This is a genomic window from Streptomyces stelliscabiei, from assembly GCF_014873495.1.
GTDB lineage: Bacteria > Actinomycetota > Actinomycetes > Streptomycetales > Streptomycetaceae > Streptomyces > Streptomyces bottropensis.
Genome location: NZ_JADBGF010000001.1, coordinates 3,481,693 through 3,504,381, shown reverse-complemented (window position 1 = coordinate 3,504,381; position 22,689 = coordinate 3,481,693). Strand labels below are relative to the sequence as shown.

Sequence of the window (22,689 nt, the reverse complement as noted above, 5' to 3'; positions counted from 1 at the left end):
GCGCGAGGCCTGCGCGAGGTCTACGCGGCCCGCGCGGAGACCAGGGGGTGGTCGGCGGCGAGCGGACCCGCCGCGCTGGCTCCGCCGGGTGATCCGAGGTCGGCGAAGACCTCCGCGTCCACCGACCGGTAGCCGCTCCACTCGGCCGGCACGTCGTCCTCGAAGAAGATCGCCTCCACCGGGCAGACGGGTTCGCAGGCACCGCAGTCGACGCATTCGTCGGGCTGGATGTAGAGCTTCCTCGGTCCCTCGTAGATGCAGTCGACCGGGCATTCGTCGATGCATGCCCGGTCCTTGACGTCGACACAGGGCTGAGCGATCACGTACGTCATGTTGTCCCTCCCCGGGATCGTGCGGTGAAGCGGTTGTGGTCGGACGGTCGTGGTCGGGTGGTCGCGGTCAATGGGCCGCGGGGGATGCGGCGGGCCGGGCGGAACGCCCGACCGTCCAGGTGTCCTTGCCGGTGAGGAGTGCCGACAGGTCGCCTTTGCCGTACTGGTCGATGGCGGTGTCGAGTTGGTCGGCCATCTGGGTGTCGTAGACGGGGCGTCGGACGGATCGCAGGACGCCGATGGGGGTGTGGTGGAGGGTGTCGGGGTCGGCGAGGCGGGAGAGGGCGAAGGCGGTGGTGGGGGAGGTGGCGTGGGCGTCGTGCACGAGGATCGTCCCCTCGTTCTCCGGTGTCACCGCGACGACGTTCAGATCTCCGGTCGCCGGGTCCCGTACGACGCCCTTGGAGCGCTCGGCCCCGAACCGGATCGGCTGCCCGTGCTCCAGCCGGATCACGGCGTCCTGGGCCGAGTCGCGGTCCTTGAGCACCTCGAAGGCGTTGTCGTTGAAGATGTTGCAGTTCTGGTAGATCTCGACGAGCGCGGTGCCGGGGTGTGCGGTGGCCTGCCGCAGCACCTCCGTCAGGTGCTTGCGGTCGGAGTCGATGGTCCGTGCGACGAACGACGCCTCCGCGCCCAGAGCCAGCGACACCGGGTTGAACGGCGCGTCCAGCGACCCCATCGGCGTCGACTTGGTGATCTTGCCGGTTTCGGAGGTGGGGGAGTACTGGCCTTTGGTGAGGCCGTAGATGCGGTTGTTGAAGAGGAGGATTTTGAGGTTGACGTTGCGGCGCAGGGCGTGGATGAGGTGGTTGCCGCCGATGGAGAGGGCGTCGCCGTCGCCGGTGACGACCCAGACGGACAGGTCGCGTCGTGAGGTGGCGAGTCCGGTGGCGATGGCGGGGGCGCGGCCGTGGATGGAGTGCATCCCGTAGGTGTCCATGTAGTACGGGAAGCGGGAGGAGCAGCCGATGCCGGAGACGAAGACGATGTTCTCCTTGGCCAGGCCGAGTTCGGGCATGAAGCCCTGGACGGCGGCGAGGATCGCGTAGTCACCGCAGCCGGGGCACCAGCGCACCTCCTGATCCGACTTGAAGTCCTTCGGCTGGAGCCGGAGTTCAGTTCCCACGGATCGTCTCCCGCAGTGTGTGGGCGAGCTGGCCCGCCTTGAACGGTGAACCGGTGACCTGGGTGCAGGACTGCACATCGACCAGGTACTTCGCCCGGATGAGCAGGGCGAGTTGGCCGAGGTTCATCTCGGGGACCACGACCTGCCGGTACCGGGAGAGCACCTCGCCCAGGTTCCTGGGGAAGGGGTTGAGATGGCGCAGATGGGCCTGGGCAATGGGTTCCCCCGCCGTCCGCAGTTCCCGGACGGCCGCGGTGATCGGCCCGTAGGTGGATCCCCAGCCGAGCACGAGGGTGTCGGCGTGGTGCGGGTCGTCGACCTTGATGTCGGGCACGTCGATGCCGTCGGTCTTGGCCTGGCGGGTGCGGACCATGTGGTCGTGGTTGGCGGGGTCGTAGGAGATGTTGCCGGTGCCGTCCTGTTTCTCGATGCCGCCGATGCGGTGTTCGAGGCCGGGGGTGCCGGGGATGGCCCAGGGGCGGGCGAGGGTGTGGGGGTCGCGTTTGTAGGGCCAGAAGACTTCGGTGCCGTCGTCGAGGGTGTGGTTGGGGCCCTGGGCGAACTGGACGGTGAGGTCGGGGAGTTCGTCGGTGTCGGGGATCCGCCAGGGCTCTGAGCCGTTGGCGAGGTAGCCGTCGCTGAGCAGGAAGACGGGGGTGCGGTAGGTGAGTGCGATCCGGGCTGCTTCGAGGGCGGCGTCGAAGCAGTCGGCCGGGGTCCTGGGTGCGACGACGGGTACCGGGGCTTCGCCGTTGCGGCCGAACATGGCCTGGAGCAGGTCGGCCTGTTCGGTCTTGGTGGGCAGGCCGGTGGAGGGGCCGCCGCGCTGGATGGCGACGACGAGCAGCGGCAGTTCGAGGGAGACGGCGAGTCCGATGGTCTCCGATTTCAGTGCCACGCCGGGTCCGGAGGTGGTGGTGACGGCGAGTGATCCGCCGAAGGCGGCGCCGAGTGCGGCGCCGATGGCGGCGATCTCGTCCTCGGCCTGGAAGGTGCGGACGCCGAAGTTCTTGTGGCGGGAGAGTTCGTGGAGGATGTCGGAGGCGGGGGTGATGGGGTAGGAGCCGAGGTAGAGAGGCAGGTCGGCCTGGCGGGAGGCGGCGATGAGGCCCAGGGACAGGGCGAGGTTGCCGCTGATGTTGCGGTAGGTGCCGGGGGGGAAGGCGGTCGCGGCGGGGGCGACTTCGTAGCTGACGGCGAAGTCCTCGGTGGTTTCGCCGAAGTTCCAGCCGGCGCGGAACGCGGCGAGGTTGGCGGCCGCGATCTCGGGTTTCTTGGCGAACTTGGCGGCCAGGAACTTCTCGGTGCCTTCGGTGGGCCGGTGGTACATCCAGGACAGCAGCCCCAGCGCGAACATGTTCTTGCTGCGTTCGGCTTCCTTGCGGCTGAGGTCGAAGGTCTTGAGGGCTTCGACGGTCAGGGTGGTCAGGGGGACGGGGTGGACGCTGTAGCCGTCCAGTTGGCCGTCGTCGAGGGGGCTGGTGGTGTAGCCGACTTTGTGCAGGGCGCGTGGGGTGAATTCGTCGGTGTTGACGATGATCTCGGCGCCGCGGGGCAGGTCGGCGATGTTGGCCTTGAGTGCGGCGGGGTTCATCGCGACGAGGACGTCGGGGGCGTCGCCGGGGGTGAGGATGTCGTGGTCGGCGAAGTGCAGCTGGAAGCTGGAGACGCCGGGCAGGGTGCCGGCGGGGGCGCGGATCTCGGCGGGGAAGTTCGGCAGGGTGGAGAGGTCGTTGCCGAACGACGCCGTCTCGGAGGTGAACCGGTCACCCGTGAGCTGCATCCCGTCACCGGAATCCCCGGCGAACCGGATGACCACCCTGTCCAGGCGGCGCACGTCCTTGGTGCGGATCCCGGCCGGCATCGGCTCGGCCTGTTCGATGTCCACGGTGTCTACCGTCACGCGTCTCGTCTCCTCTGGCTTTCCGCTGTCCGGCGCCGCTGCGTGGGCCGGGCCCTGCCGCCGCGCCCCCGTCGTCCCGGTGGGCGGGAACGTGCCGACAGGACCTGCCTGACCGGGACGCTAGGCAGGCCGCCTTGCGCCGGGCCAAAGCGCCCCGCGCGGGCCTCCGGCTAGCGCTGCCGCCCGCCCGCCGCCGGTTCAGCGGAGGTTCAGCGGTTCTCCAGAGCGGCTCGCGACCCTGTCCACGGCCGGTGGACAGCCGGGTTCGGCGTTCTCTGCCCCGGCGGGGCACCCACGGCCCCCGCCCGCCGCCACCGCGCACCGGCCTGCCCGACTTCCCCTCTTCGCCCCGTACGAAGGAGCACCCCTTGGACGCGTCAGCTTCGGCCTCCCGCCGGACCCTGCTGAGAGTCGCCACCGCCGCCGGCCTGGGCGGGGCGCTCGCCGCCACCCCCGTGCCGGCGTTCGCGAAACCCGCGCGCTGCCCGCTGCCGCGCAGCCTCACCGTCACCGCCCCGGGCCTGTACCCGGAGGGCGTCGCCTGGGACCCCACGAGGAAGGCGTTCCTCGTGGGGTCCAGCGCGCAGGGCACGATCTCCGTGGTCCGGGCGGACGGCACCGTGACCCCTCTGGTGGCCCCCTTCGCCCGGGCGTCGGTCCTCGGCATCACGGTCGACGCGCCCCGCCGCCGGGTCCTGGCCGCCTACACCGACTACTTCTTCCGGCTGATGGGCATCGTGGACCCCTCGCTGCCCCCGGTCTCCGGGGTCGGTGTCTTCGACCTCGCCACCGGCGCCGTACAGCACCTGGTGGACGTGTCCGACGGACAGCCCCTGCCGCGTGCCAACGACCTGACCGTGGACCGTAACGGCACCATCCACGTCACCGACACCGGCGTCGACACGGTCACCACGGTGAGCCGCGACGGCGAGGTCCTCCAGATCCTCCGCGACGACCGCTTCACCACCGCCGACACCGGCCCCAACGGCATCGTCCACCACCCCGCCGGCTTCCTCCTCATGGGCAAGTACGAGGGCGGCCGCCTCTTCCGCATCGACCGTCCCTGCTCGGCGCGGCCGAAGGTCAGCGAGGTCCGTCTGGACGGCGCGCCGCCCTCCCTCGACGGCATGGCCCTGCGCCCCGACGGCTCGCTGGTCGTCGTCTCCAACGACCTGTCGCTCTCCGGCGGACGCCAGAGCCGGGACGCCGTCCTGGTGCTGCGCTCCACCGACGGCTGGCGCACCGCGCGCACCGTCCAGGACCAGACCTGGCCGCACGAGGACCCCACGACGGTCGCCGTGACGCCGTACGGCGACTACGTGGTCAGCGGCGGACTCCGGGAGATCCTCACCGGCGTCCCCTCGACCACGCCCGGCAAGTTCCACCTGCGCCGCCGCTGACGGCACCGGTCGGCGTCCCGGGCGTCCGGGGCCGCGTACGGCGCCGCGGGTGCCGTAGCCGACCCGGCACGCACCTCACCCACCCCGACGTCCCGGGAGCCCCCATGACCTCAGTGACCAAAGACAACCAGCCCCCCGAAACCGCCCCGCCCTCCGGGGCGTTCACCGCCCTCGCCCGGCTGGCCGCCGGCCGTGCCCGTCTGCTGCTCGTGCTCACCGTGGTCCTGCTGGCCGGGGCCGTCGTCCTCGGCAGCGGCGTGGCCGACCGGCTGCGCAGCGGCGGCAGCGGCGGTGTCGTCGACCCCTCCTCCGAGTCCTCGTACGCCGCGGGCGTCCTGGAGCGGGAGTTCCCCGGGGCCCGCCCCAACCTCGTGCTGCTGGCCCGTGCCGACGCCGGTGTCGACGACGCCGACGTGGCGCGTCAGGGGCGGGAGCTGGCCGCCCGGCTCGCCGACGAGCGGGGTGTCACCGGCGTCACCTCCTACTGGGACACCGGCTCCGGGGCGCTGCGCTCCGAGGACGGCAGGGAGGCCCTGGTGGTCGCCCGGCTCACCGGGGACGAACTGGAGGCCGACCGCACCCTGGAGGACCGTGTCGTCGGGCACTTCGACGGACGGCAGGGCGATCTGACGGTCCGGATCGGAGGCAGCGTCGCCGTCCAGAACGAGCAGCAGACCTTCATCCGCGAGGATCTCGTGCGTGCCGAGGTCATCGCGTTGCCGATCACGCTCCTCATCCTCATGGTCGTGTTCGGCAGCGCGGTCGCCGCGCTGCTCCCGGTCGGCATCGGGGTGATCGCGATCCTCGGCACCAACGCGGTGCTGCGGGTCCTCACCTCCTTCACCGACGTCTCCGTCTTCGCCACCAACCTCACCACCGCCCTCGGCCTGGGCCTCGCCATCGACTACGCGCTGCTGATCGTGCGCCGCTACCGCGAGGAACTCGCCGCCGGCCGGGACATGCCCGGCGCACTCGCGGTCACCCTCAACACCGCCGGCCGGACCGTGCTGTTCTCGGCCGCGACGGTCGCCGTCTCGCTCGCCGCGATGCTGGTGTTCCCGCTGTACTTCCTGCGCTCCCTCGCCTACGCCGGGATCAGCGTGGTCGTCCTCGCCGCCGTCGCGGCCCTGGTGGTGCTGCCGGCCCTGCTCGCCGTCCTGGGCCGGCGGATCGACGCCCTCGACGTACGCAAGCTGGTCCGGCGCCGCTCCCGCGAGCGCCGGGAGCCCGCGGCGGCCGGGGCAGGCTGGGCCCGGCTGGCCCGGGGGGTGATGCGGCGGGCCCCGCTGGTGGCCACCGGCACCCTCGCCGTGCTGTTGCTGCTGGGGGCGCCGTTCCTGAACGTCGACTTCGGCACCGCCGACTACCGGCAGCTGCCCGCGTCCGCCGACTCCCGGGTGGTGCAGGAGCACATCAGGGACCGTTTCCAGGGCAGTCCCACCGGCGCGATCGAGGTCGTCACCCGCCGGGCGCCCGCCGCCGGACTGGGCGAGTACGCCGAGCGGCTGTCCCGGATCGAGGGGGTGCTGCGGGTGGACGCGCCGACGGGCACCTACACGGACGGCCGGGCCGCCGGACCCGCGCAGCCGGGCCGGACCGCCGGCGAGATCGCGTACCTCACCGTGGTGCCCGGCGTGGAGGCCGTCTCCGACGAGGGCAAGGACCTGGTGCGGGACGTCAGGGCGGTCCACACGGACTTCCCCGCGTCCGCCTCCGGAACGACCGCGGCCCTGGTCGACAGCCAGGCGGCCATCGGACGCGGTCTGCCGTGGGCGGTCGGCATCATCGTGCTCGCCACCCTGGTCCTGGTGTTCCTGCTGACCGGCAGTGTGCTGGTGCCGCTCCAGGCCGTCCTGCTCAACGCGCTCAGCCTCACCGCGATGCTGGGGGCCGTGGTGTGGGTCTTCCAGGACGGGCATCTGTCGGGGCTGCTGGGCTTCACCCCGACCGGGAGCATCGAGACGGCCCTCCCGGTGCTGATGTTCTGCCTCGCCTTCGGACTCTCCATGGACTACGGGGTCTTCCTGCTCTCCCGGATCAAGGAGGAGCAGGAGCGCACGCACGACCACCGGGCCGCGGTGATCGAGGGGATCCGCTCCACCGGTGGGGTCATCACCGCCGCCGCGCTCGTCCTGTCGGTGGTCATGGTGGCCATCGGCACGTCCCGGATCACCAACACGAAGATGCTCGGACTGGGGGTCGCCCTGGCCATCCTCATGGACGCCATGGTGATCCGCACGCTCCTCGTCCCCGCCGTGCTGTCGCTCACCGGCCGGGCGACCTGGTGGGCTCCCGGGCCGCTGCGCCGGCTGCACGCCCGGTTCGGCATCCGTGAGGGCGGCCCGGCCCCGGCCGCCGCCGTACAGGCACCGGACGGTCCGGTCGAGCCGGCCGCGTCGGTACCGCGGGAGAAGGAACGGGCCGGCACGGTCGGCGCGGCGGCCGGAAAGCCGTCCGGCTGACGGTACGTCGGACCGGCGAACACAGGGTGCGGGAGGACCTCGACAGGTCCTCCCGCACCTCTTTGCCCGGGCACAAGCGATCGCCGTTAGCGTCCGGGCAACGCGTCGGGCGGACGCCGCGGCGGCAACGGGCGCACGCCCGGCCACCGGCCGCCCCAAGGCCTACGGCGCCGCCGGGCCCGCACCGGGCCCGCACGAGCCCGCACCGGGACCGGACGCGCCGGAACGCCGGCTCGGCCGTTCCGGCGGCACCTGCCGTTCACGTCAGGACCTCCCGCACGACACCCGCCGCCCGCACCGGCACGCGCCGCCCGGGTCCGGGCCTACGAGATCCACAGGGCCCGGGGCCCCCGGAGTCCCAAGGGATCGACGAGACACACGAGGCACAGCCCCATCAGCCCCATCAGCCCCAAGAGACCGACCAGACCCACCAGCCCTACCAGCCCCACCAGGCCCGAAAAATCGACCAGACGCACCAGACGCACCAGACGCACCAGACGCACCAGACGCACCAGATCAACCAGAGCAAGGGGGACCAGTCCGATGACATCCACACACCAGACCGGGCCACAGGCGCGGTTCGTACGCCGCGTCGCGGTGGGCGAGGGGAGCGCCATGGCGGTCGACACGATCGTCGTCGACTACGGAGGAGTGCTGACCAACCCGCTCGTGGAGACCTTCGCCGCCTTCGCCGAACTGGCCGGCATCGAGGCGGGCGACCTCGCCCAGGCGTTCCTGGCGGCGACGGAGCTGCACGGGGAGACCCCGATGGCCGCCCTGGAGACCGGCGAGATCACCGAGCGGCAGATGGTGGACCGGATCCTCGCGCAGCTCCCCGAGGGCGCGGGCCGGATCCTGGCGGACGGACGCGGCTTCGGCGAGCTGTGGTTCCGGGGCCGGCGCCCCAACGAGCCGTTCCTGTCGTTCCTGCGCGCCCTGCGCCGCGACGGCTACCGGCTCGCCCTGCTCACCAACAACGTCCGCGAGTGGGAACCGCTGTGGCGCGCCCAGGTCCCCGTCGACGAACTCTTCGACGTGGTCGTGGACTCGCACCGGGAGGGCGTGCGCAAGCCGGACCCCGCCGTCTACCGGATTTTGCTGGACCGGCTCGGCACCCCGGCGAAGCGGTGCCTGTTCGTCGACGACACGGACGAGAACTGCCGGGCCGCCGCCGAACTCGGCATGCGGACCGTGCTGTTCGCCGACACCGACAGCGCCGTCCGCGAGATCTCGGCGCTGCTGCACCGCCCGGTGGCCGTGGCCGCCGCCGCGGCGGCGGGAGGTGCCCGGTGACCGCCACGCCCGTCCTCGTCGTCGGCGCCGGGCCCACCGGGCTCAGCGCCGCATGCGCGATGTGGGACCTCGGTGTGCCCTGCCGGGTCGTCGACCGGCGCCCCGGCCCCGGCATCGCCCCCAAGGGGCTGGTGCTGTGGAGCGGCGCGCTCGAATGCCTGGAGCGTCTGGGGGTCGCCGAGAAGCTCACCGGGACCGCGCTGCCGCTGGCCGGGGCGTCGTACTGGTCGAACGGCAGGCGCATCGCCGGTGCGCGGTTCGGCACCCTGACGAACACCGCGTTCCCCGGCCCCCTCTGTGTGCCGCAGCCGGTCACCGAACGGGCGCTGCTGGACCGGCTGACGGAGCTGGGCGGCACGGTCGAGTGGGACACCGAGGTCACGGCGGTGACCGTGCGCCGGGGCGGCCCCGAGGAGTCGGTGACCGTCGCCCTGAGCGCGGCCGGGGGCGAGGAGTCGGTGACGGTGCCCTGGCTCGTCGCCGCCGACGGCGCCCGCAGCCTGGTGCGCGACAGCGTCGGCATCCCCTTCGAGGGGCACACCTTCGACCGTACGTTCCTGATCGGGGACGGCAGGCTGGAGGGCGCGTCCGCCGAGGCCGAGGTCCAGCACCACATCACGCCCGACGGGGTGCTGGTGATCGTCCCCCAGCCCGACGGTCACCGGGTCTTCTTCGACACGGAACCGGACGAGCGGACCGAACCGCCCTCCGAACAGCTGCTGCAGCGGCTCCTCGACGAGCGGGGCCCGGGCGGGCTGCGGCTGCACGGCACCTGGTGGACCAGCCGCTTCCGGGTGCACGCCAAGGTCGCCCCGAGGTTCCGTGAGGGCCCGGTCCTGCTGGCGGGCGACGCGGTGCACGCCCACACCACCGCCGGCGGCCAGGGACTCAACACCGGTGTCCAGGACGGCTACGACGTGGGCTGGAAGCTCGCGAGCGTCGTCCGCGGCGGTGACCCGGCCCTGCTCGACAGCTACGAGGCGGAGCGCCGCCCCGCGTCCGTCCGGGCGGTCGCGAACGGCGACCAGCAGACCCGGATGTGGCTGCTGCGCAGTCCGGCGGCCCGGCTCCTGCGGAACACGGTCATGCGGGTGCTGTCCGCGACCGGCCTGCTGGAGCGCAAGGTGATCCCCCTGCTCGCCCAGCTCGACCTGGACCACTCCGGGAGCCCGGCGGTGACCGCGTCCGACGCGGTGGCCGGCGCGCCGCGCACGCTGAGGCCCGGGCGGCGGGCTCCCGACGCGGCACTGACCCCGGTGCGCGGCACGGCCGCGGCGACGCTGCACGATCACCTGGCGGCCGGGCGGCACACCCTGCTGGTGCACGGCGCCGGGGCGGCCGGTGCGGTGGCCGCGCGCGCCGCGGAGGCGGTGCGCGAGCGCGGCGCCGACGACATCGCGCAGGTGCTGTGGATCCGGCCCGCGGACACCGCCGACGCGCAGGTACCGCACGGGGAGGGCGAGTTGATCGTCGCCCGGGAACAGGGCGACACGCTCGGCGGGGCCGGCTCCCCGTGGATCGCGTACGTGCGGCCGGACGGTGTCGTCGCGGCCCGCTCCGCCCCGGCCGGCCTCGACGGGCTCCTCGCCCGGCTGCCGTCCCGTCCGGCCCTCACGGCGCCGGTCCCCGCCGAGCTGCCCTGACCGGCTCGGCCCACCGTTCGCGACACCGAGACTTTGTTGGAAGGACCGACCATGAGCATTTCCACGTCCGCCCTCGCGTCCGAGACGGCACCGGTGTGCCCACGAACCCCCGAGGCGGAGCTGAGCTACGACGCGACCGTTCCCCGCACCCTGGTCCACCGGGCCTCGATAGCCGAGGTCTTCGTCACCGACTCGGCGCAGACGGGCGAGGACACGTACGCGGTCGCCGCCCAGCTGCCGCGCGGCCATCTGATCGGGGAGTCCTCCCCGTCGTACGACTTCACCCTGCTGGTGGAGGTGGTGCGGCAGGCCGGGGTCCTGATCGCCCACCGCCACCTGGAGGTCGAGCTGGGCTCGGCGTTCATCTTCCGGGACCTCCGGCTGCGGGTCACCGCGTTCGAACCGTTGCGCATCGGCCGGCGGCCGGCCGATCTGCGGGTCGACGTGAGCGTGCGGACCCGGCGCAACAGGGCGGGCCGGATCCAGGGGTTCACCTTCACCGGGGACGTCGCCGTCGACGGGCGGCCCGCGATGCGCGGAGAGGGCGGGCTGCTGATCCTGTCCAAAGCGGCGTACCGGGCGATGCGCAGCAGGCGGCAGCTGCCGGACCATCCCGGGTTCCTGCTGCCGCGGTTCACGGCGGCCGAACCGTGCTCCGTGGGGCGGCGCGACGCCAGGAACGTGTTCGTCACCGAGCCCGTCGCGGACAGTGAACAGGGCCGTTTCGCCTGCCAGTTGGTGGTGGACACCAGCCATCCGCACGTCTTCGACCATCCGCTGGACCATGTGCCGGGCCATCTGCAGATGGAGGCGGCGCGTCAGCTGGCGGTGGCCTCCGTGGCCCGGCTGCACGGCCTGGACCCGGGCAGCCTGTCCGTCGCCTCCATAGAGACCGATTTCACCGACTATGCCGAACTGGACCGGATCACCAGCCTTCGGGCGACGGTGGGCGGATTCCGGTCGGACGAGGCCCTGGGCGCCTTCACCATCCCGGTCGCGGTGGAGGCGGTGCAGGAGGACACGGTCACCACCGCCATGCGGCTCGAAGTGGCGCAGTGCCCCCGCAATGAAGATGAAGTTTAAAGGAAATCGCTCTCTGATCTTTTACGCACACTCTGGGTCAAGTAGTGTCCTCGTCGAACGGGCCGTCCTGATCGTCTCGGCCCGACGGGGGGAGCACAGTGATCCGCATCCTGCTCGCCGAGGACATGCACATGGTCCGGGGGGCGTTAGTCGCCCTGCTGACCCTGGAGGATGACCTCACGGTGGTGGCCGAGGTCGAGCGGGGGGACCGGATCGTCCCCGCGGCGCTGGAGTGTGAGCCCGATGTCGCCGTCATCGACGTGGACCTGCCCGGTCTCGACGGACTGAGCGCCGCGGCCCAGCTGGCCAGGCAACTGCCCTCGTGCCGCACGCTGATCCTGACCAGCCTCGGCCGTCCCGGCACGCTCCGCAAGGCGCTCGCGGCCCAGGTGGGCGGCTTCCTCCTCAAGGACGCGCCGCCGGACCGGCTGGCCGACGCGGTGCGGGACGTCGCGGCGGGGAAGCGGGTGATCGACCCCCAGCTGGCCCTCGCGGCCTTCGACAACGGGGAGAACCCGCTGACGCCCCGTGAGACGGAGGTGCTGCGGATGGCCGCCGACGGAGCGGAGGCCGCCGACATAGCGAGCCGGCTGTTCCTCTCGGTGGGCACGGTGCGCAACTACCTGACGACCGTCGTCACCAAGCTCAACGCGCGCAACCGCGTCGACGCGATCCGGGTGGCCAGGGAGAGCGGCTGGCTGTAGCCCGGCGCGCGGCGCCGAGCGGCCAGGGGGACCACGAGGGCCGGGCCGGTGGCACGACCACCCGCCCGGCCCTCGCTCCCTTCCGCTGCCCGTGACGCCGGCGCGGGCGCCGCGCACCCGCCCGGAGGCGGGTGCTCAGGTGCTGTGACGGGCGCCCCGGCGCAGCGGGGCGGTGGCCCGCAGGACGAACCACCCCTGCTCGTCCAGTCCGGACGCCAGCCGGCCGCCGACCGCCGTCAGCCGGAACTGCAGATTGCCCAGACCGCTGCCGTCCGCGCCGGAGGAGGGGTCCCGGAAGCCCGTGGCGGTCTTCTGCACCCCGTCGTTGGCGATGGTCAGCTCCAGCTCGCCCGAGGACGTCCTGCGGCTCTCGATCCGGCAGTGCTCCGCCTTGCTGTGGCGCAGCAGGTTGGTGATGGCCTCCCGGAGCACGGTGGCCATGATGGTGTTCACGTCCCCCTCGGGGAGGTCCACACGGCACCGCACCTCCGCCTGGATGCCGGCGGCCGCCAGGACGGCCTGCGCCGACACCGCCTCGGTGGTCAGCGACATGTCCCGGTAGCCGCGGGCGACGGTGCGGACGTCGGCGAGCGCCTGCCGGGAGATCTCCAGGATGCTCCGGAGCTCCTCCAGGGCCCGATCCGGGGCCGCGGGCACCAGACGGCACGCCAGTTCGCTCTTGAGGGTCACGGCGGACAGGCTGAAGCCGAGCAGGTCGTGCAGGTCACGCGCGAAGCGGAGCCGCTCCTGGGTGACGGCCAGCCGGGCGAGTTCCGTCTGGGCCGCGTGCACCTCGACCACCAGCTGGGCGAGCCGGTTCAGGCCGTACACGATCAGCCCCGTCAGCACGGTGGAGACGGCGATGTACACCGAGCCGACGAGGTCCATGCCCAGCAGCGGCCCGGTCGCGGCGGCCGCCACGGCGACCAGCCCGAAGAGCGGCCAGGCCACCGTCTGCCGGAGCACGAGCAGGAGGGAGGCGCCCAGGAATCCCGCCATCCCGCCCCACCCGAAGCCCAGGGCGAACAGCGGCAGATAGGTGATCAGGGCCTGGAGAGTGAGTGTCCACCGGTACCAGCGGGCCCTGAACCGCCGGAACCGCTGTGCGGTGTGCACCAGTTGGAGAAGGAAGACCAGGCTGAAACCGAACGCCGAGGCGACCAGGGTGAGCGGTCCCGGCTCGGCGTCCGCGATGTTCAGGAAGCCGGTCAGGACGAACCCGCACTCGACGACGAGGACGACGCTTCGGGCGAGCCGGGGCGGCGGGGCACTGAGGCCCAGGAACCGCACCGCCGCCGAGAGAGGGGGATTGCCGCCGACCCCGCCGTCGGCGGTGTCCCTTAAGGAAATGTCGGCGTCTGTCTCCGCGTCCGGCGCGGCTGCCTCCATGAATACCCCTCACACGAACGGGATCAAGGAGCGATCAGTCTATGCGGGAACTATGAACTTTAAGTGTTAGATGCAGGACTCATGGATCAACTGTGTGCTTTACGTGGATGCTTGGTGACGGCTGAGGGGACACGCCCAGGGCGAAGCCGCCCACGCTCGGCTCGGTGAGCCAGTCCGTTCCGGTGGTGCGGGCGGCCAGTTCGATGTCGCCGCTGCCGAGGGCGCAGGAGGCCAGGCCCATCGCGGTCCCGATCAGATACAGGTTCTGGATCACCGCGCCGACGTGCTTCAGCGTCAGGGAGTAGGGGAGACCGCTGTACTTCCACGACAGCCGGTGGATGCGCGAGGTGATGGTGATGACCACGGCGGGCGGTGCGTCCAGCCCGGCGCTGATCTGCGCCTCCGCGAGCAGCTCCGCCGTCGTCGCGTCCGTCGCACCCTCGCCGAGATGCACCAGGCAGTGCTCCAGCGGCGCGTAGTAGTGGGTGCCCGAGGGGATGCCGGCGCAGTCCCGGACGGTGAGGTAGAACTCGAGTTCGTAGGCGCGGCCGCCGCTGGGATACGGCCGGTCGGTGTACCCCTCCGCGTGCCGGCCCTCGCCGGGCCGCTCGTGCAGGCCGCGGACCCGCAGGGCCCGGTACAGGAACTCGCCCAGGACGGCGGCCGTGAGCGGCTCCGAGCCGTAGGACCGGATGCTGTGCCGCTCCTCCACCACGGTGGTGAGCGGCGGATCCGCGGCCGCCACCTCGCTCAGGGAGGGCCGGGGCAGGGAGAAGCGCGGTCCGTCCGGCAGCGGCTTGACGGCCGGGGCCGGGGGCAGGCGGTCGGCGAGCGGATAGGTGGCGCCGAAGTCCGCGTCGTGCCGGCCGAGGGTGGAGCGGCTGTGGAAGAGCAGGTCGACGGCGCCCCACGACAGCAGCGCCGGGTCCTGGTCCTCCGCGAACGTCGGGACGGCGGCGACGCCGCCTCTGCCGTCCTCGTCCGCGCCCACCCGGCCCGGGAGGTCTCCCTCCGCGGGCACCCGCTCGGAGGCGAGGAGCATGCCGGTCCCCAGCAGATAGGCGATGATCTCCGCGACCGCCGGGGCGGGCAGGGGGACGGCCGCCGTGATCTCGTCGACGGTGTGCGCGCGGCCGAGCATCCCGATCACCCAGGCGGCCTCCGGACCGTGCACCACGACCCGGTACAGCGACACGGGGCTCTCCAGGACGAAGCCCTCGCCCTCGCTGCGCAGGAACGCGAAGCGGGACAGCCGCACCGGTCGGTCCCGGTCGACGGTGTCCGGCCGGTACCGCGCGGACTGCACGATCGGGACCACCGACAGCAGCGGCTGCTCGGCGTCCTCCAGCATCAGCGAGCGCACCACCAGGTGCCGCAACCGGTGCAGCAGCATCAGTATCTCGGCCTGCTCGTCCGCGGCGCCGGCCGTGCGCCCCCCGGGCGAGGAGGGGCGCACGGTGCCTTCGGCGGCCATCTCGGCCACCACGTTGGCCAGCGAGATCGGGCCGAGGCTCATCCGCCGCAGGGCCTCGCGCACCAGCGGGCCCGCCCGGAGCAGCCGGGACTCCCCCCACCGCCCGGAGAGCACCACGGAACCGTCAGCACCCCCCATGTCCACCAGGACGTCCTCGCGGAGCGACCACAGGGCGACACAGCGCCTGTCGCTCCGCGTCGTCGCGGCTGAGCTGAACGGCCTTTCGGCGGACATCGGGGGCTCCTGAGGGACGGGAACGGCGGTGGGGCGCCGTTCCGGACGAACAGTCAGACGAACAGGGGGACGGGATTGAGGTCCTCGTACGGGGTCGGCGCGGCCAGCCGGCCCAACCGCACCGGTACGTCGAACAGCCGGCCGGGCGCGTACCGGGCCCAGAAGTGGCGCAGCCCCGGTACGACGACCTTCATGACCGGAATCCCGAGGTCGGGCCTGGTCTGGTCGAGCACCAGCAGATCCATGCCGTGCCCGCGCAGCAGCTCCACCGCGTCCTCGACGTCCTCCCGCAGGTCCTGACGGTCGCGGAAGACGAAGTCGGCCGGGCCGCGCGCCGGTTGCGCGGGGTCGGGCAGCAGGTAGGGCTGGGTGGCGACGGTCGCCCCCCACCACCAGCCGAGCGGCTCGGGGTCCGTCGAGCCGTAGCCCGTGCCGTCGGGCCCGGCGCCGATGACCGCGGGCAGCAGCTGGTTCATCTCGGTCAGGGCGCGGCGCAGCGCGACGGCCGGGTCGAAGTGCGCGCCGAACCCGAACATGATGTCCTCGGCGGGCTTGTCGGTGCGCCGCGAGAGGGCCGCGAACACCGGAATGCCCAGGTCGGCGGTGAGGTCCAGTGCCCACACCTCACGGTTCAGGTGCCGGTACACGTCGAGCAGTTCCTCGCTCCAGCCGTCGCCGAAACCGCCCGGGCCGTCCAGCCGTACACCCGGCTGGCGGGTGCGGTTGTACCACCACAGGGCCACGGCGTCCCGCTCGACGAGTTCCAGGAAGCCGTGCAGGATCGCGTCCTCGGGACTGCTGCCGGCGGCGTTGCCGTTGGAGTCGGCGCGCAGCGAGCGACGGCCCGCGACCGGCGGGGACGCCCCGTCCAGCGAGCCCGGGAAGTACAGCATGCCGGTGGGCAGCAGCCGCTGCCGGCCCTCGGTGAGGGACCACACCGGGGTCCAGTCGACCGGAGCCCGGTCGTCGAAGGGTTCGGGAACGTACTGGAACGCGCCGTGCAGGGCGTTCCACCGCTCGCGGTCACGGAACTGCCGGGCGGCGAACAACTGGCAGGCGTCCGGGGAGACGGCCGCGTCCCCCAGACCGCGCAGGCTGTCCCTCACGCGCGGCTCGTCCCCCTGGAGGGTGCCGCTGTACCGCTCCAGCGCCTCGCACATGGCGCTCACCTCGGCGTCCAGCGCGGTGGCGCCCTTGCCGCCGCTGAGCTGACGCAGACCGGCCCGCAGCCGTGCCAGGTCGGTCCCGCCCAGCGCGGCGTTGCGGCCCGCCAGGTAGCAGTGCAGACCTTCCGGGGCCCGCGGGTCCCGGCGTATCTCCTCGATCACCCCCGTCACCGGGCTGACCAGGTGCAGGTAGCGGTCGCGGACCTCCTGCGGGGAGTGCGCCCGATGTCCCCCTCCGGCGCGCGGCGCCTTGGGCCGCGAGGCGAGCGTCACCGGCTGCCGCACCTGCCGCGCGACGAGGCCGGGGTCGCCGCAGTCCGGGCACTGGGGGCGGCGCCGCAGCTCGTGATGACGGGTCGTCAGGGCGAGGGTGTCCAGGGTCAGGACCGCCGACTGGCCCGGATAGCGGTAGCCGGCCAGCCACTTCGCCGTCTCCAGCGCGGTGAGCTGCGCGGCCGCGGCGGCGGTCGGCGGCACCTGGGCGGCGGGCCGGGGCACCGGCCCGGCCAGACCGAGCGCCCGCCGCACCGGGGCCTCGCACAGCCGGTGGCCGCGCAGCCGGTGCGCCAGGCAGGACCAGCAGGGGCCGGCGCCCGGCCGGAAGACCGGGCCGACCCACGCGGTGGAGGCACCGGGCCTGGCCAGCAGCCAGGACCGTCCCGTGGCCCGGTGCAGGGCGTCGATCTCGCGCAGCTCGGGGTTCAGGTAGTCGTCGCAGACGACGAGGGACAGCCGGGTGGCGTCGTCCCCGACCACGCGGTGCGCACCGTGGCCGTCACCGGAGACCGCCAGTCCCGCGGCCCGGCACGCCTCCACCACTTTCTCGGCGTTCGCGCCGCCCACCGTCAGGACGTCCAGCGGAGCGGCGGCAACCCGCCCGAGGGCCGCCGTGCCGTCCAGCCCGGCCAGCTCCCAGTACGCGTGGGCGGGCCGCGTCGGGTCGTCGCAGCCGCCGGCCGGGGCCGGCGCCGAGTACCCCACGAGACCGGCCTGCGCGAGCCGCCCGATCAGGCGCCCCACCCGCTCGGGAGGGATCTCGGGGGCCGCGTCCCGCAGCACGGACGTCAGGTCCCTGGTCCCGTCCAGCAGGGGCACCAGAGCCTCTATGTGATCGCCCTGCAGAGCGGTCACCCCCCGGTCGGACAGCAGATAGGCCGCGTCGTCGGCGACGACCTCCGCTCTGAGATGGCTGCGGAAACCCACGAGCCGCCGGTCGTGCGTTCTCGGTACCTGCGCCGGACGCTCCCCGTACAGGGCGGTCACCGCACGACCGCCCGGCTCCCGGCCCCCGCGCCCGTGAACTGGTGGGCCGGGATCGGGTTGTCGGGCGACAGGCAGAAGCAGAGGAACGCGTGGGCGCTCGCCGGCCGCGAGAGTTCCTCGATGGTCAGCTCGCACGCCGGGTTCTCGGGCAGCGCGGGAGGCTGCTCTCCCTGGGCCAGCGTGACGCCGAACTCGTCGAGCACCGAACGGGCGTCCACCTGGTAGCGGCGCGAAAGCTCGGGCTCCAGCCACGCCTGTGCGACCAGCTCCATGAAGCGCAGTTCCTGGGCGGGGGTGCGGTCGAGACCCACGGCCTGGTCCATGTCGCACGCACCGTCGAGAGTGGAAATAACGCCTTCGTGCACGTTGCCCTCCGTTGAACCTGTGTGTGGTGGATCGGACGTCGCCGTGGTCGGACCGGCAGACAGGATTCTTCGGGGACGAGGGTCGTCACCGACAGTGTTCCGTTCATGCCTCACGTGTGAATTCGTCATGGGTCACCTCCTCGGTAATTCACGCGTGAGCGATGAAGCGATCACTGGGACGGCGCGGGCCGCCATGCCACTGTGGAGAGCCCCGAAACGCATCCCGAGCGGTTTTGGCTGGAGGGAGTCCACATATGGAGATCCGGGTCCTGGGGCCGCTCGTCGCCCAGCTCGACCACACGTCCGTGGTGCCCAGCGCGGCCAAGCCCCGTCAGGTGCTCGCCCTGCTGGCCCTGCACGCCGGCCAGGTCGTGACCGTGTCCACCCTGCTCGACGAACTCTGGGGGGACGCCCCGCCGCGCACCGCGCCCGCCACCCTCCAGACCTATATACGGCAACTGCGCCGCAGGCTGGGCACGGTGCTGGGCCCGACCGCGGTACGCGGGCCGAAGGACATCCTGTGCACGCGCTACGGCGGCTACGCGCTGGACGTGGCCGGGCCCGACGACGCCACGCAGTTCCAGCGGCTGTCCGTGGCCGGGCAGACGGCGCTGCGCGAGGGCGCCGCCCGGGAGGCGTCCGCGCTGCTGCACCAGGCGCTGGCGCTGTGGCGGGGACCCGCCCTGGCCGATGTGCAGATCGGCCGGGCGCTGGAGGTCGAGACGGTACGGCTGGAGGAGACCAGACTGGGCGCGCTGGACGCCAGGATCGAAGCCGACATGCGGCTCGGCCGGCACGCCGCGCTGCTCGGGGAGCTGACCGCGCTGGCCGCCCAGCACCCGCTGCACGAGACCGTGCACGCGCAGCTGATGCTCGCGCTCTACCGCTCCGGCCGGCCCTCCCACGCCCTCGGCATCTACCAGCGGCTGCGCCAGTGCCTGATCCGGGAACTCGCGCTGGAGCCGTCGACGCGGCTGCAGCGGCTGCACCAGGCGATCCTGCGGGCCGACCCCGTCCTGGAGTCACCGGATCCGGCCGTGTCCGCCGGCGACGGACTGCGCGTCGTACCGCTCACGCCCGCCTCGGTCTGAGCCCCGCCTCTCCGAGGCGGGGCTGGAGCCTTCCTCTCCGCGCCCTGGGCGTTTGGCGGCCCTTAAGCGCCGCTCCCGACGCTGTGGGTACGGCGGGTACCGGCCACCTGGTGGCCACCGCGCAACGAGAGGAGTTCCGGTCACTATGACGCGATATCTGAGACGCGGTGGTCCACGCCACGACGGTCGCCTGCGCATGTTCTGCTTCCCCTACGCGGGCGGGGGCGCCTCCGCCTACGCCGGGTGGCAGCGCCGGCTGGGAACCGGGGTCGAGGTGCTGCCGGTGCAACTGCCCGGCCGTGAGGGCCGGATGACGGAGCCGCGCTTCACCGATCTCCCCGCGCTCGTGGCGGACCTGGACCGGGAGCTCGGCGAGGAACTCGACCACCCGCACGTGCTGTTCGGGCACAGCATGGGGGCGCTCGTCGCCTTCGCCCTGGCCCAGCACCGCCGGGCCCGCGGCGAACGGCTCCCCCTCGCGCTCCTCCTCGGGGCCCACCGCGCCCCGCACCTGCCCGCCCCGCCCCTCACCCACGGCTACGTGGCGGACGACGCGGAACTCATGCGCGGGCTGGCCGCGTTGGGGGGCCTGCCGCGGGTGCTGCTGGACCGGCCCGAGTGGCTGGCGGCGCTGCTGCCCGTCGTCAGGGGCGACCTGATGCTCTGCGAGGGCGCCGGGAGCGTGGACCGTACCCCGCTGCCGATTCCGCTGCACACCTTCGCCGGGGCCGACGACCGCCTGGTGACGGTCCCGGAGGTACGGGAGTGGTCCCGGTACTCCACCGAGGACTGCGAGACCGTCGTGATTCCGGGCGGCCACTTCTACATCAGGGAACAGGAGAGCGCCTTCCTCGACCGGCTCTGCGAGGCGCTGCGACGCTACGAGACCGTCCACCGCACCGGTGTGGGCGGCCGCGACTTCGTGGCGACCCCTCAGACGGTCGGCGTCTGACGCACCGCGCACACGACCGGCGGGCCGTCCGCTCCGGGATCGGAGCGGACGGCCCGCCGACGTTCGGGGAGGAGCGGCCGGGTGCGCCGGGCCCTCGTGCGATCCGGTCAGTGCCGCAGCAGCCACCAGATCCTGTCGTACGCGCAGACGTGGTAGACCACCAGCACGATCAGGTAGTACTTGGCCACCTGCAGGGCTCCGATGTGCCGCAGCGCGGCCCAGGCCCCGCCGAGCACGGCGAGTTCCAGCAGCAGCCGCAGCGGACCGGGGGTGTCGAAGGTGGTCTCCCCCGACCGGGCCTCGTCGCCGGCGGTGGCGAAGTTGCCCCACAGCATCGCCATCGCCACGGGGACGGCGATCGCGGCGACGAAACGCAGCGGCCCCGGGACCGCGCGCCAGCCCCACACGGCGTAGCAGCCCAGCGCGAACACCTCCAGCAGGAACCGCAGGGCGAGGAAGAACGGGTTGTAGGCCAGTGCGATGGTCATCGAGTCGATCCCGCCTTCTCCGCCTGGGACTTGAGGGCCGCGGTCCAGTCGGCCAGGACGGCCCGCAGTTTGTCGCTGCTGTAGAGCAGGCCCGCCAGCGGACCGCCGATCGACTCCTCGGACCGCACACGGGTGCCGCCGTGCGCCGGCTCCAGCAGGAAGCGATGCACTCCGCGGGTCCCGGCGAGCGTGCCGGTCCACGACAGCTCGGAGCCCGGCCGGACCACGGCCAGCGTGGACTTGACGCGCATGCCGTTCAGCACCCAGCGGAACGGTACGTCCGGCGCGGGTTCGCCGTCGGGGCGCGCCTCCCGGACCCCCGGTACCCAGGAGGGCCATCGAGCGATGTCGGCCAGCAGTTCCCACACCTCCGACGACGGGGCTCGGACAGTGACTTCGCAGGACGCGAGAACGGGCGCACCGGCGTCGACGGTCCCGTGCTTGGCGTACTGCTCGTGCAGGGTCCGCAGTGACGGGCCGACATACAGGGCTCTGCCCAGGAACGAGCGTTGCTGAACGGTCATCTGGTGAATCTCCTCATGCTGTTCGTGGTGCCGGCGCCACGCGAACGGGGCACGGGACGACCAGGTCTCCAGCGTCGCCCCCGCCGCTGGAGAATCGCTGAAGCGGTCGCCGTCACGGCCGTACGGGTACGGCACGCGCTCAGGCTCGGGGGCGGGCGGCGCCCGGGTGGGCAGGGGACGGTTCCGTCTCACGGGGGCCGGCGGTCGACGGCGCGACGGCCGCCTCGGCACCCGCCCGCCCCGGCAGCAGCAGCGCGGCGACCACCGCACCGCAGGCGACGGCCGCCGCCGCGACACCGAGCCCCGCCGCCGCCGCGTCGTCGAAGGCCCGGCGGGCGGCGGCGGCCAGGACGTGCCCGGCCTCGCCCCCGGTCCGCTCGGCCGCGCGCAGGGTCTCGCCCACGGTCCCGGGCGCGCCCGCCAGGGCGTCGGCGTAACGGCCGGCGAGCACGCTGCCCACCACGGCCACCCCCAGGGCGGTGCCCAGCTCCTGCATGGTCATGTCCAGGGAGGCGGTGGACCCCGACCGCTCCGGGGGCACCAGGGACATCACCACGTGGGTGGTGGGGGCCATGGACAGACCGAAGCCCACTCCGATGAGCACCAGACCCGCGAACACCGGCGGATACCCCTCGCCCCACTGCCCCAGCACCAGCACACCGCACGCGGCGGCCGACAGGCCCACGGCCACACAGCCCCGCGCCCCGGCCCGCCGGTCCAGCGCCGGACACAACAGCGTGCCCAGCACCACCGCGAGGGCCACCGGCATCACGGCCAGCCCCGAGCGCAGCGGGGTGTACCCCAGCACGAACTGAAGCCGCTGGGTGAGCACGAACAGGGTGCCGGCCAGCCCCAGCATCAGGAGCAGAATGCTCGCGCTCGCCCCGATGAACGCCGGTCGGCGCAGCAGGTCCGTGTCGAGCATCGGATGCGGGTGCCGCCGCTCCCACACCACGAACGCGGTGCCCGCCGCGGCGGGCACGGTCAGTCCGCCGGCCACGGGCAGCGAGGCGAGCGCGTGCCCCGAGGTCTGGATGACGCCGAACACCAGCCCCGCCATGGCGGCGGTGCCGAGCAGCGCGCCGACCGGGTCGGGTGGCCGCGGCGCCCGGTCGGCGGACTCGCGCAGCAGCAGCGCCCCGCCGACCAGGACCACGGCCACCGGCACCAGGTTGACCAGGAAGATCGACCCCCACCAGAAGTGGCCGACCAGGGCACCGCCGACCACCGGGCCGGCCGCCACCCCCAGGGCGGAGACCCCGCTCCACACCCCGATCGCCCGGGCCCGCTCGCTCTCCGGGAAGACGTCGACGATGAGGGCGAGCGTGCCGGGCATGATGAAGGCGGCGCCCAGGCCCATCACGACCCGTGCCGTCATCAGCTGGCCGGGGGTGTCCGCGCCGAGCGCGATCAGGGAGCCGGCCCCGAAGACCGCCGCGCCGCCGAGCGTGGCCCGCTTGCGGCCGAACCGGTCGGCCACCGCCCCCGCGGTCAGCAGGACGCCGGCGAAGGCCAGGGCGTAGCTGTCGACGATCCACTGGGCCTGCCCGATGTCCGCGCCCAGATCGCGCATCAGCACCGGTATCGCCACATTGAGCAGCCCGTTGTTCAGCACGATGGCGAACAACGCCAGGGACAGTATCCCGAGCATCCACCACCGCCTGGGGTGTGCGCCGTCCCCCTCGGTCCTGTGCATGTGCCGGCTCCTTTCGGCGGCCTGAACGCGGCGTTCCGAACGTCACGCGCCCCGAGCCTGGGCGGGGTCGCTGAAGCCGCACTTGCGCCCGCACGCCAGGG

The 22,689-nt window shown here is 73.0% G+C and carries 19 protein-coding genes; 8 read left to right on the top strand and 11 right to left on the bottom strand.

The genetic code is table 11. The features are described 5' to 3' along the window. Positions 1–20: 20 nt before the first annotated feature. The 3 genes from fdxA to H4687_RS15270 all read right to left on the bottom strand — a co-directional run bounded on the left by fdxA (position 21) and on the right by H4687_RS15270 (position 3,322). Positions 21–332, bottom strand: coding sequence for a ferredoxin (gene fdxA, locus H4687_RS15280; protein WP_005478968.1), 312 nt, complete (start codon positions 330–332; stop codon positions 21–23). Positions 333–399: 67 nt separating this feature from the next. Next, positions 400–1,458: a 2-oxoacid:ferredoxin oxidoreductase subunit beta gene (locus H4687_RS15275; RefSeq protein WP_192781674.1), complete on the bottom strand. Its 1,059-nt coding sequence runs from the start codon at positions 1,456–1,458 to the stop codon at positions 400–402. After that, positions 1,448–3,322 (bottom strand): 2-oxoacid:acceptor oxidoreductase subunit alpha, encoded by a 1,875-nt coding sequence (locus H4687_RS15270; protein ID WP_225967526.1) that lies wholly within the window; start codon positions 3,320–3,322, stop codon positions 1,448–1,450. Before H4687_RS15270 ends, H4687_RS15275 begins: the two co-directional genes overlap by 11 nt. A gap of 407 nt (positions 3,323–3,729) precedes the next feature. Here H4687_RS15270 and H4687_RS15265 point away from each other — a divergent pair, with 407 nt between their 5' ends. Continuing rightward, positions 3,730–4,761 (top strand): SMP-30/gluconolactonase/LRE family protein, encoded by a 1,032-nt coding sequence (locus H4687_RS15265; protein WP_046916418.1) that lies wholly within the window; start codon positions 3,730–3,732, stop codon positions 4,759–4,761. 104 nt (positions 4,762–4,865) lie between these two features. Continuing rightward, on the top strand, positions 4,866–7,223 hold the full coding sequence (locus H4687_RS15260) for an MMPL family transporter (RefSeq protein WP_046916417.1): 2,358 nt from the start codon (positions 4,866–4,868) through the stop codon (positions 7,221–7,223). A 323-nt stretch (positions 7,224–7,546) separates the two neighbouring features. On the opposite strand, the gene H4687_RS15255 is transcribed toward H4687_RS15260, so the two are convergent. Continuing rightward, the gene (locus tag H4687_RS15255; RefSeq protein WP_063778533.1) at positions 7,547–7,777 is read right to left on the bottom strand and encodes a hypothetical protein; all 231 of its coding nucleotides are present in this window, start codon (positions 7,775–7,777) and stop codon (positions 7,547–7,549) included. On the opposite strand from H4687_RS15255, the gene H4687_RS15250 reads away from it, so the two are divergent. From H4687_RS15250 to H4687_RS15235, 4 genes are all read left to right on the top strand, one after another. Next, entirely contained in the window at positions 7,767–8,516 is a 750-nt protein-coding gene (locus tag H4687_RS15250; RefSeq protein WP_225966705.1) for an HAD family hydrolase, read from the top strand. The genes H4687_RS15255 and H4687_RS15250 overlap by 11 nt on opposite strands. After that, positions 8,513–10,159: an FAD-dependent monooxygenase gene (locus H4687_RS15245; RefSeq protein WP_046916415.1), complete on the top strand. Its 1,647-nt coding sequence runs from the start codon at positions 8,513–8,515 to the stop codon at positions 10,157–10,159. The genes H4687_RS15250 and H4687_RS15245 overlap by 4 nt, the downstream gene beginning before the upstream one ends. Before the next feature lie 51 nt (positions 10,160–10,210). Next, the gene (locus H4687_RS15240) at positions 10,211–11,242 is read left to right on the top strand and encodes a ScbA/BarX family gamma-butyrolactone biosynthesis protein (RefSeq protein WP_046916414.1); all 1,032 of its coding nucleotides are present in this window, start codon (positions 10,211–10,213) and stop codon (positions 11,240–11,242) included. A gap of 98 nt (positions 11,243–11,340) precedes the next feature. Further along, positions 11,341–11,946, top strand: coding sequence for a response regulator transcription factor (locus H4687_RS15235; RefSeq protein ID WP_046916413.1), 606 nt, complete (start codon positions 11,341–11,343; stop codon positions 11,944–11,946). A 135-nt stretch (positions 11,947–12,081) separates the two neighbouring features. Here the strand turns inward: H4687_RS15235 and H4687_RS15230 are convergent, their stop codons facing one another. From H4687_RS15230 to H4687_RS15215, 4 genes are all read right to left on the bottom strand, one after another. Next, the gene (locus H4687_RS15230; protein WP_046916412.1) at positions 12,082–13,335 is read right to left on the bottom strand and encodes a sensor histidine kinase; all 1,254 of its coding nucleotides are present in this window, start codon (positions 13,333–13,335) and stop codon (positions 12,082–12,084) included. Positions 13,336–13,414: 79 nt separating this feature from the next. Next, positions 13,415–15,043, bottom strand: coding sequence for a SagB/ThcOx family dehydrogenase (locus H4687_RS15225; protein ID WP_046916411.1), 1,629 nt, complete (start codon positions 15,041–15,043; stop codon positions 13,415–13,417). 53 nt (positions 15,044–15,096) lie between these two features. Beyond that, positions 15,097–17,472, bottom strand: coding sequence for a TOMM precursor leader peptide-binding protein (locus tag H4687_RS15220; RefSeq protein WP_046916410.1), 2,376 nt, complete (start codon positions 17,470–17,472; stop codon positions 15,097–15,099). Continuing rightward, positions 17,469–17,795 (bottom strand): TIGR04351 family putative TOMM peptide, encoded by a 327-nt coding sequence (locus H4687_RS15215; protein ID WP_046916409.1) that lies wholly within the window; start codon positions 17,793–17,795, stop codon positions 17,469–17,471. The genes H4687_RS15220 and H4687_RS15215 overlap by 4 nt, the downstream gene beginning before the upstream one ends. Before the next feature lie 296 nt (positions 17,796–18,091). Between H4687_RS15215 and H4687_RS15210 the strand changes: the two genes are divergently transcribed. Beyond that, on the top strand, positions 18,092–18,928 hold the full coding sequence (locus tag H4687_RS15210) for an AfsR/SARP family transcriptional regulator (RefSeq protein WP_046916408.1): 837 nt from the start codon (positions 18,092–18,094) through the stop codon (positions 18,926–18,928). Between the two features lie 145 nt (positions 18,929–19,073). Next, positions 19,074–19,880, top strand: a complete 807-nt coding sequence (locus H4687_RS15205; protein ID WP_225966704.1) for a thioesterase II family protein — start codon at positions 19,074–19,076, stop codon at positions 19,878–19,880. A gap of 107 nt (positions 19,881–19,987) precedes the next feature. Here the strand turns inward: H4687_RS15205 and H4687_RS15200 are convergent, their stop codons facing one another. The 3 genes from H4687_RS15200 to H4687_RS15190 all read right to left on the bottom strand — a co-directional run bounded on the left by H4687_RS15200 (position 19,988) and on the right by H4687_RS15190 (position 22,588). Next, a complete protein-coding gene (locus H4687_RS15200; protein ID WP_005478945.1) occupies positions 19,988–20,368 on the bottom strand; it encodes a YrdB family protein in 381 nt (126 codons plus the stop codon). Then, positions 20,365–20,892 carry an SRPBCC family protein gene (locus H4687_RS15195; protein WP_046914218.1) on the bottom strand — a complete coding sequence of 176 codons (528 nt, stop codon included), beginning with the start codon at positions 20,890–20,892 and terminating at the stop codon, positions 20,365–20,367. The genes H4687_RS15200 and H4687_RS15195 overlap by 4 nt, the downstream gene beginning before the upstream one ends. A 139-nt stretch (positions 20,893–21,031) precedes the next feature. Beyond that, the gene (locus H4687_RS15190) at positions 21,032–22,588 is read right to left on the bottom strand and encodes an MFS transporter (RefSeq protein WP_046914217.1); all 1,557 of its coding nucleotides are present in this window, start codon (positions 22,586–22,588) and stop codon (positions 21,032–21,034) included. Between the last annotated feature and the right edge of the window lie 101 nt (positions 22,589–22,689).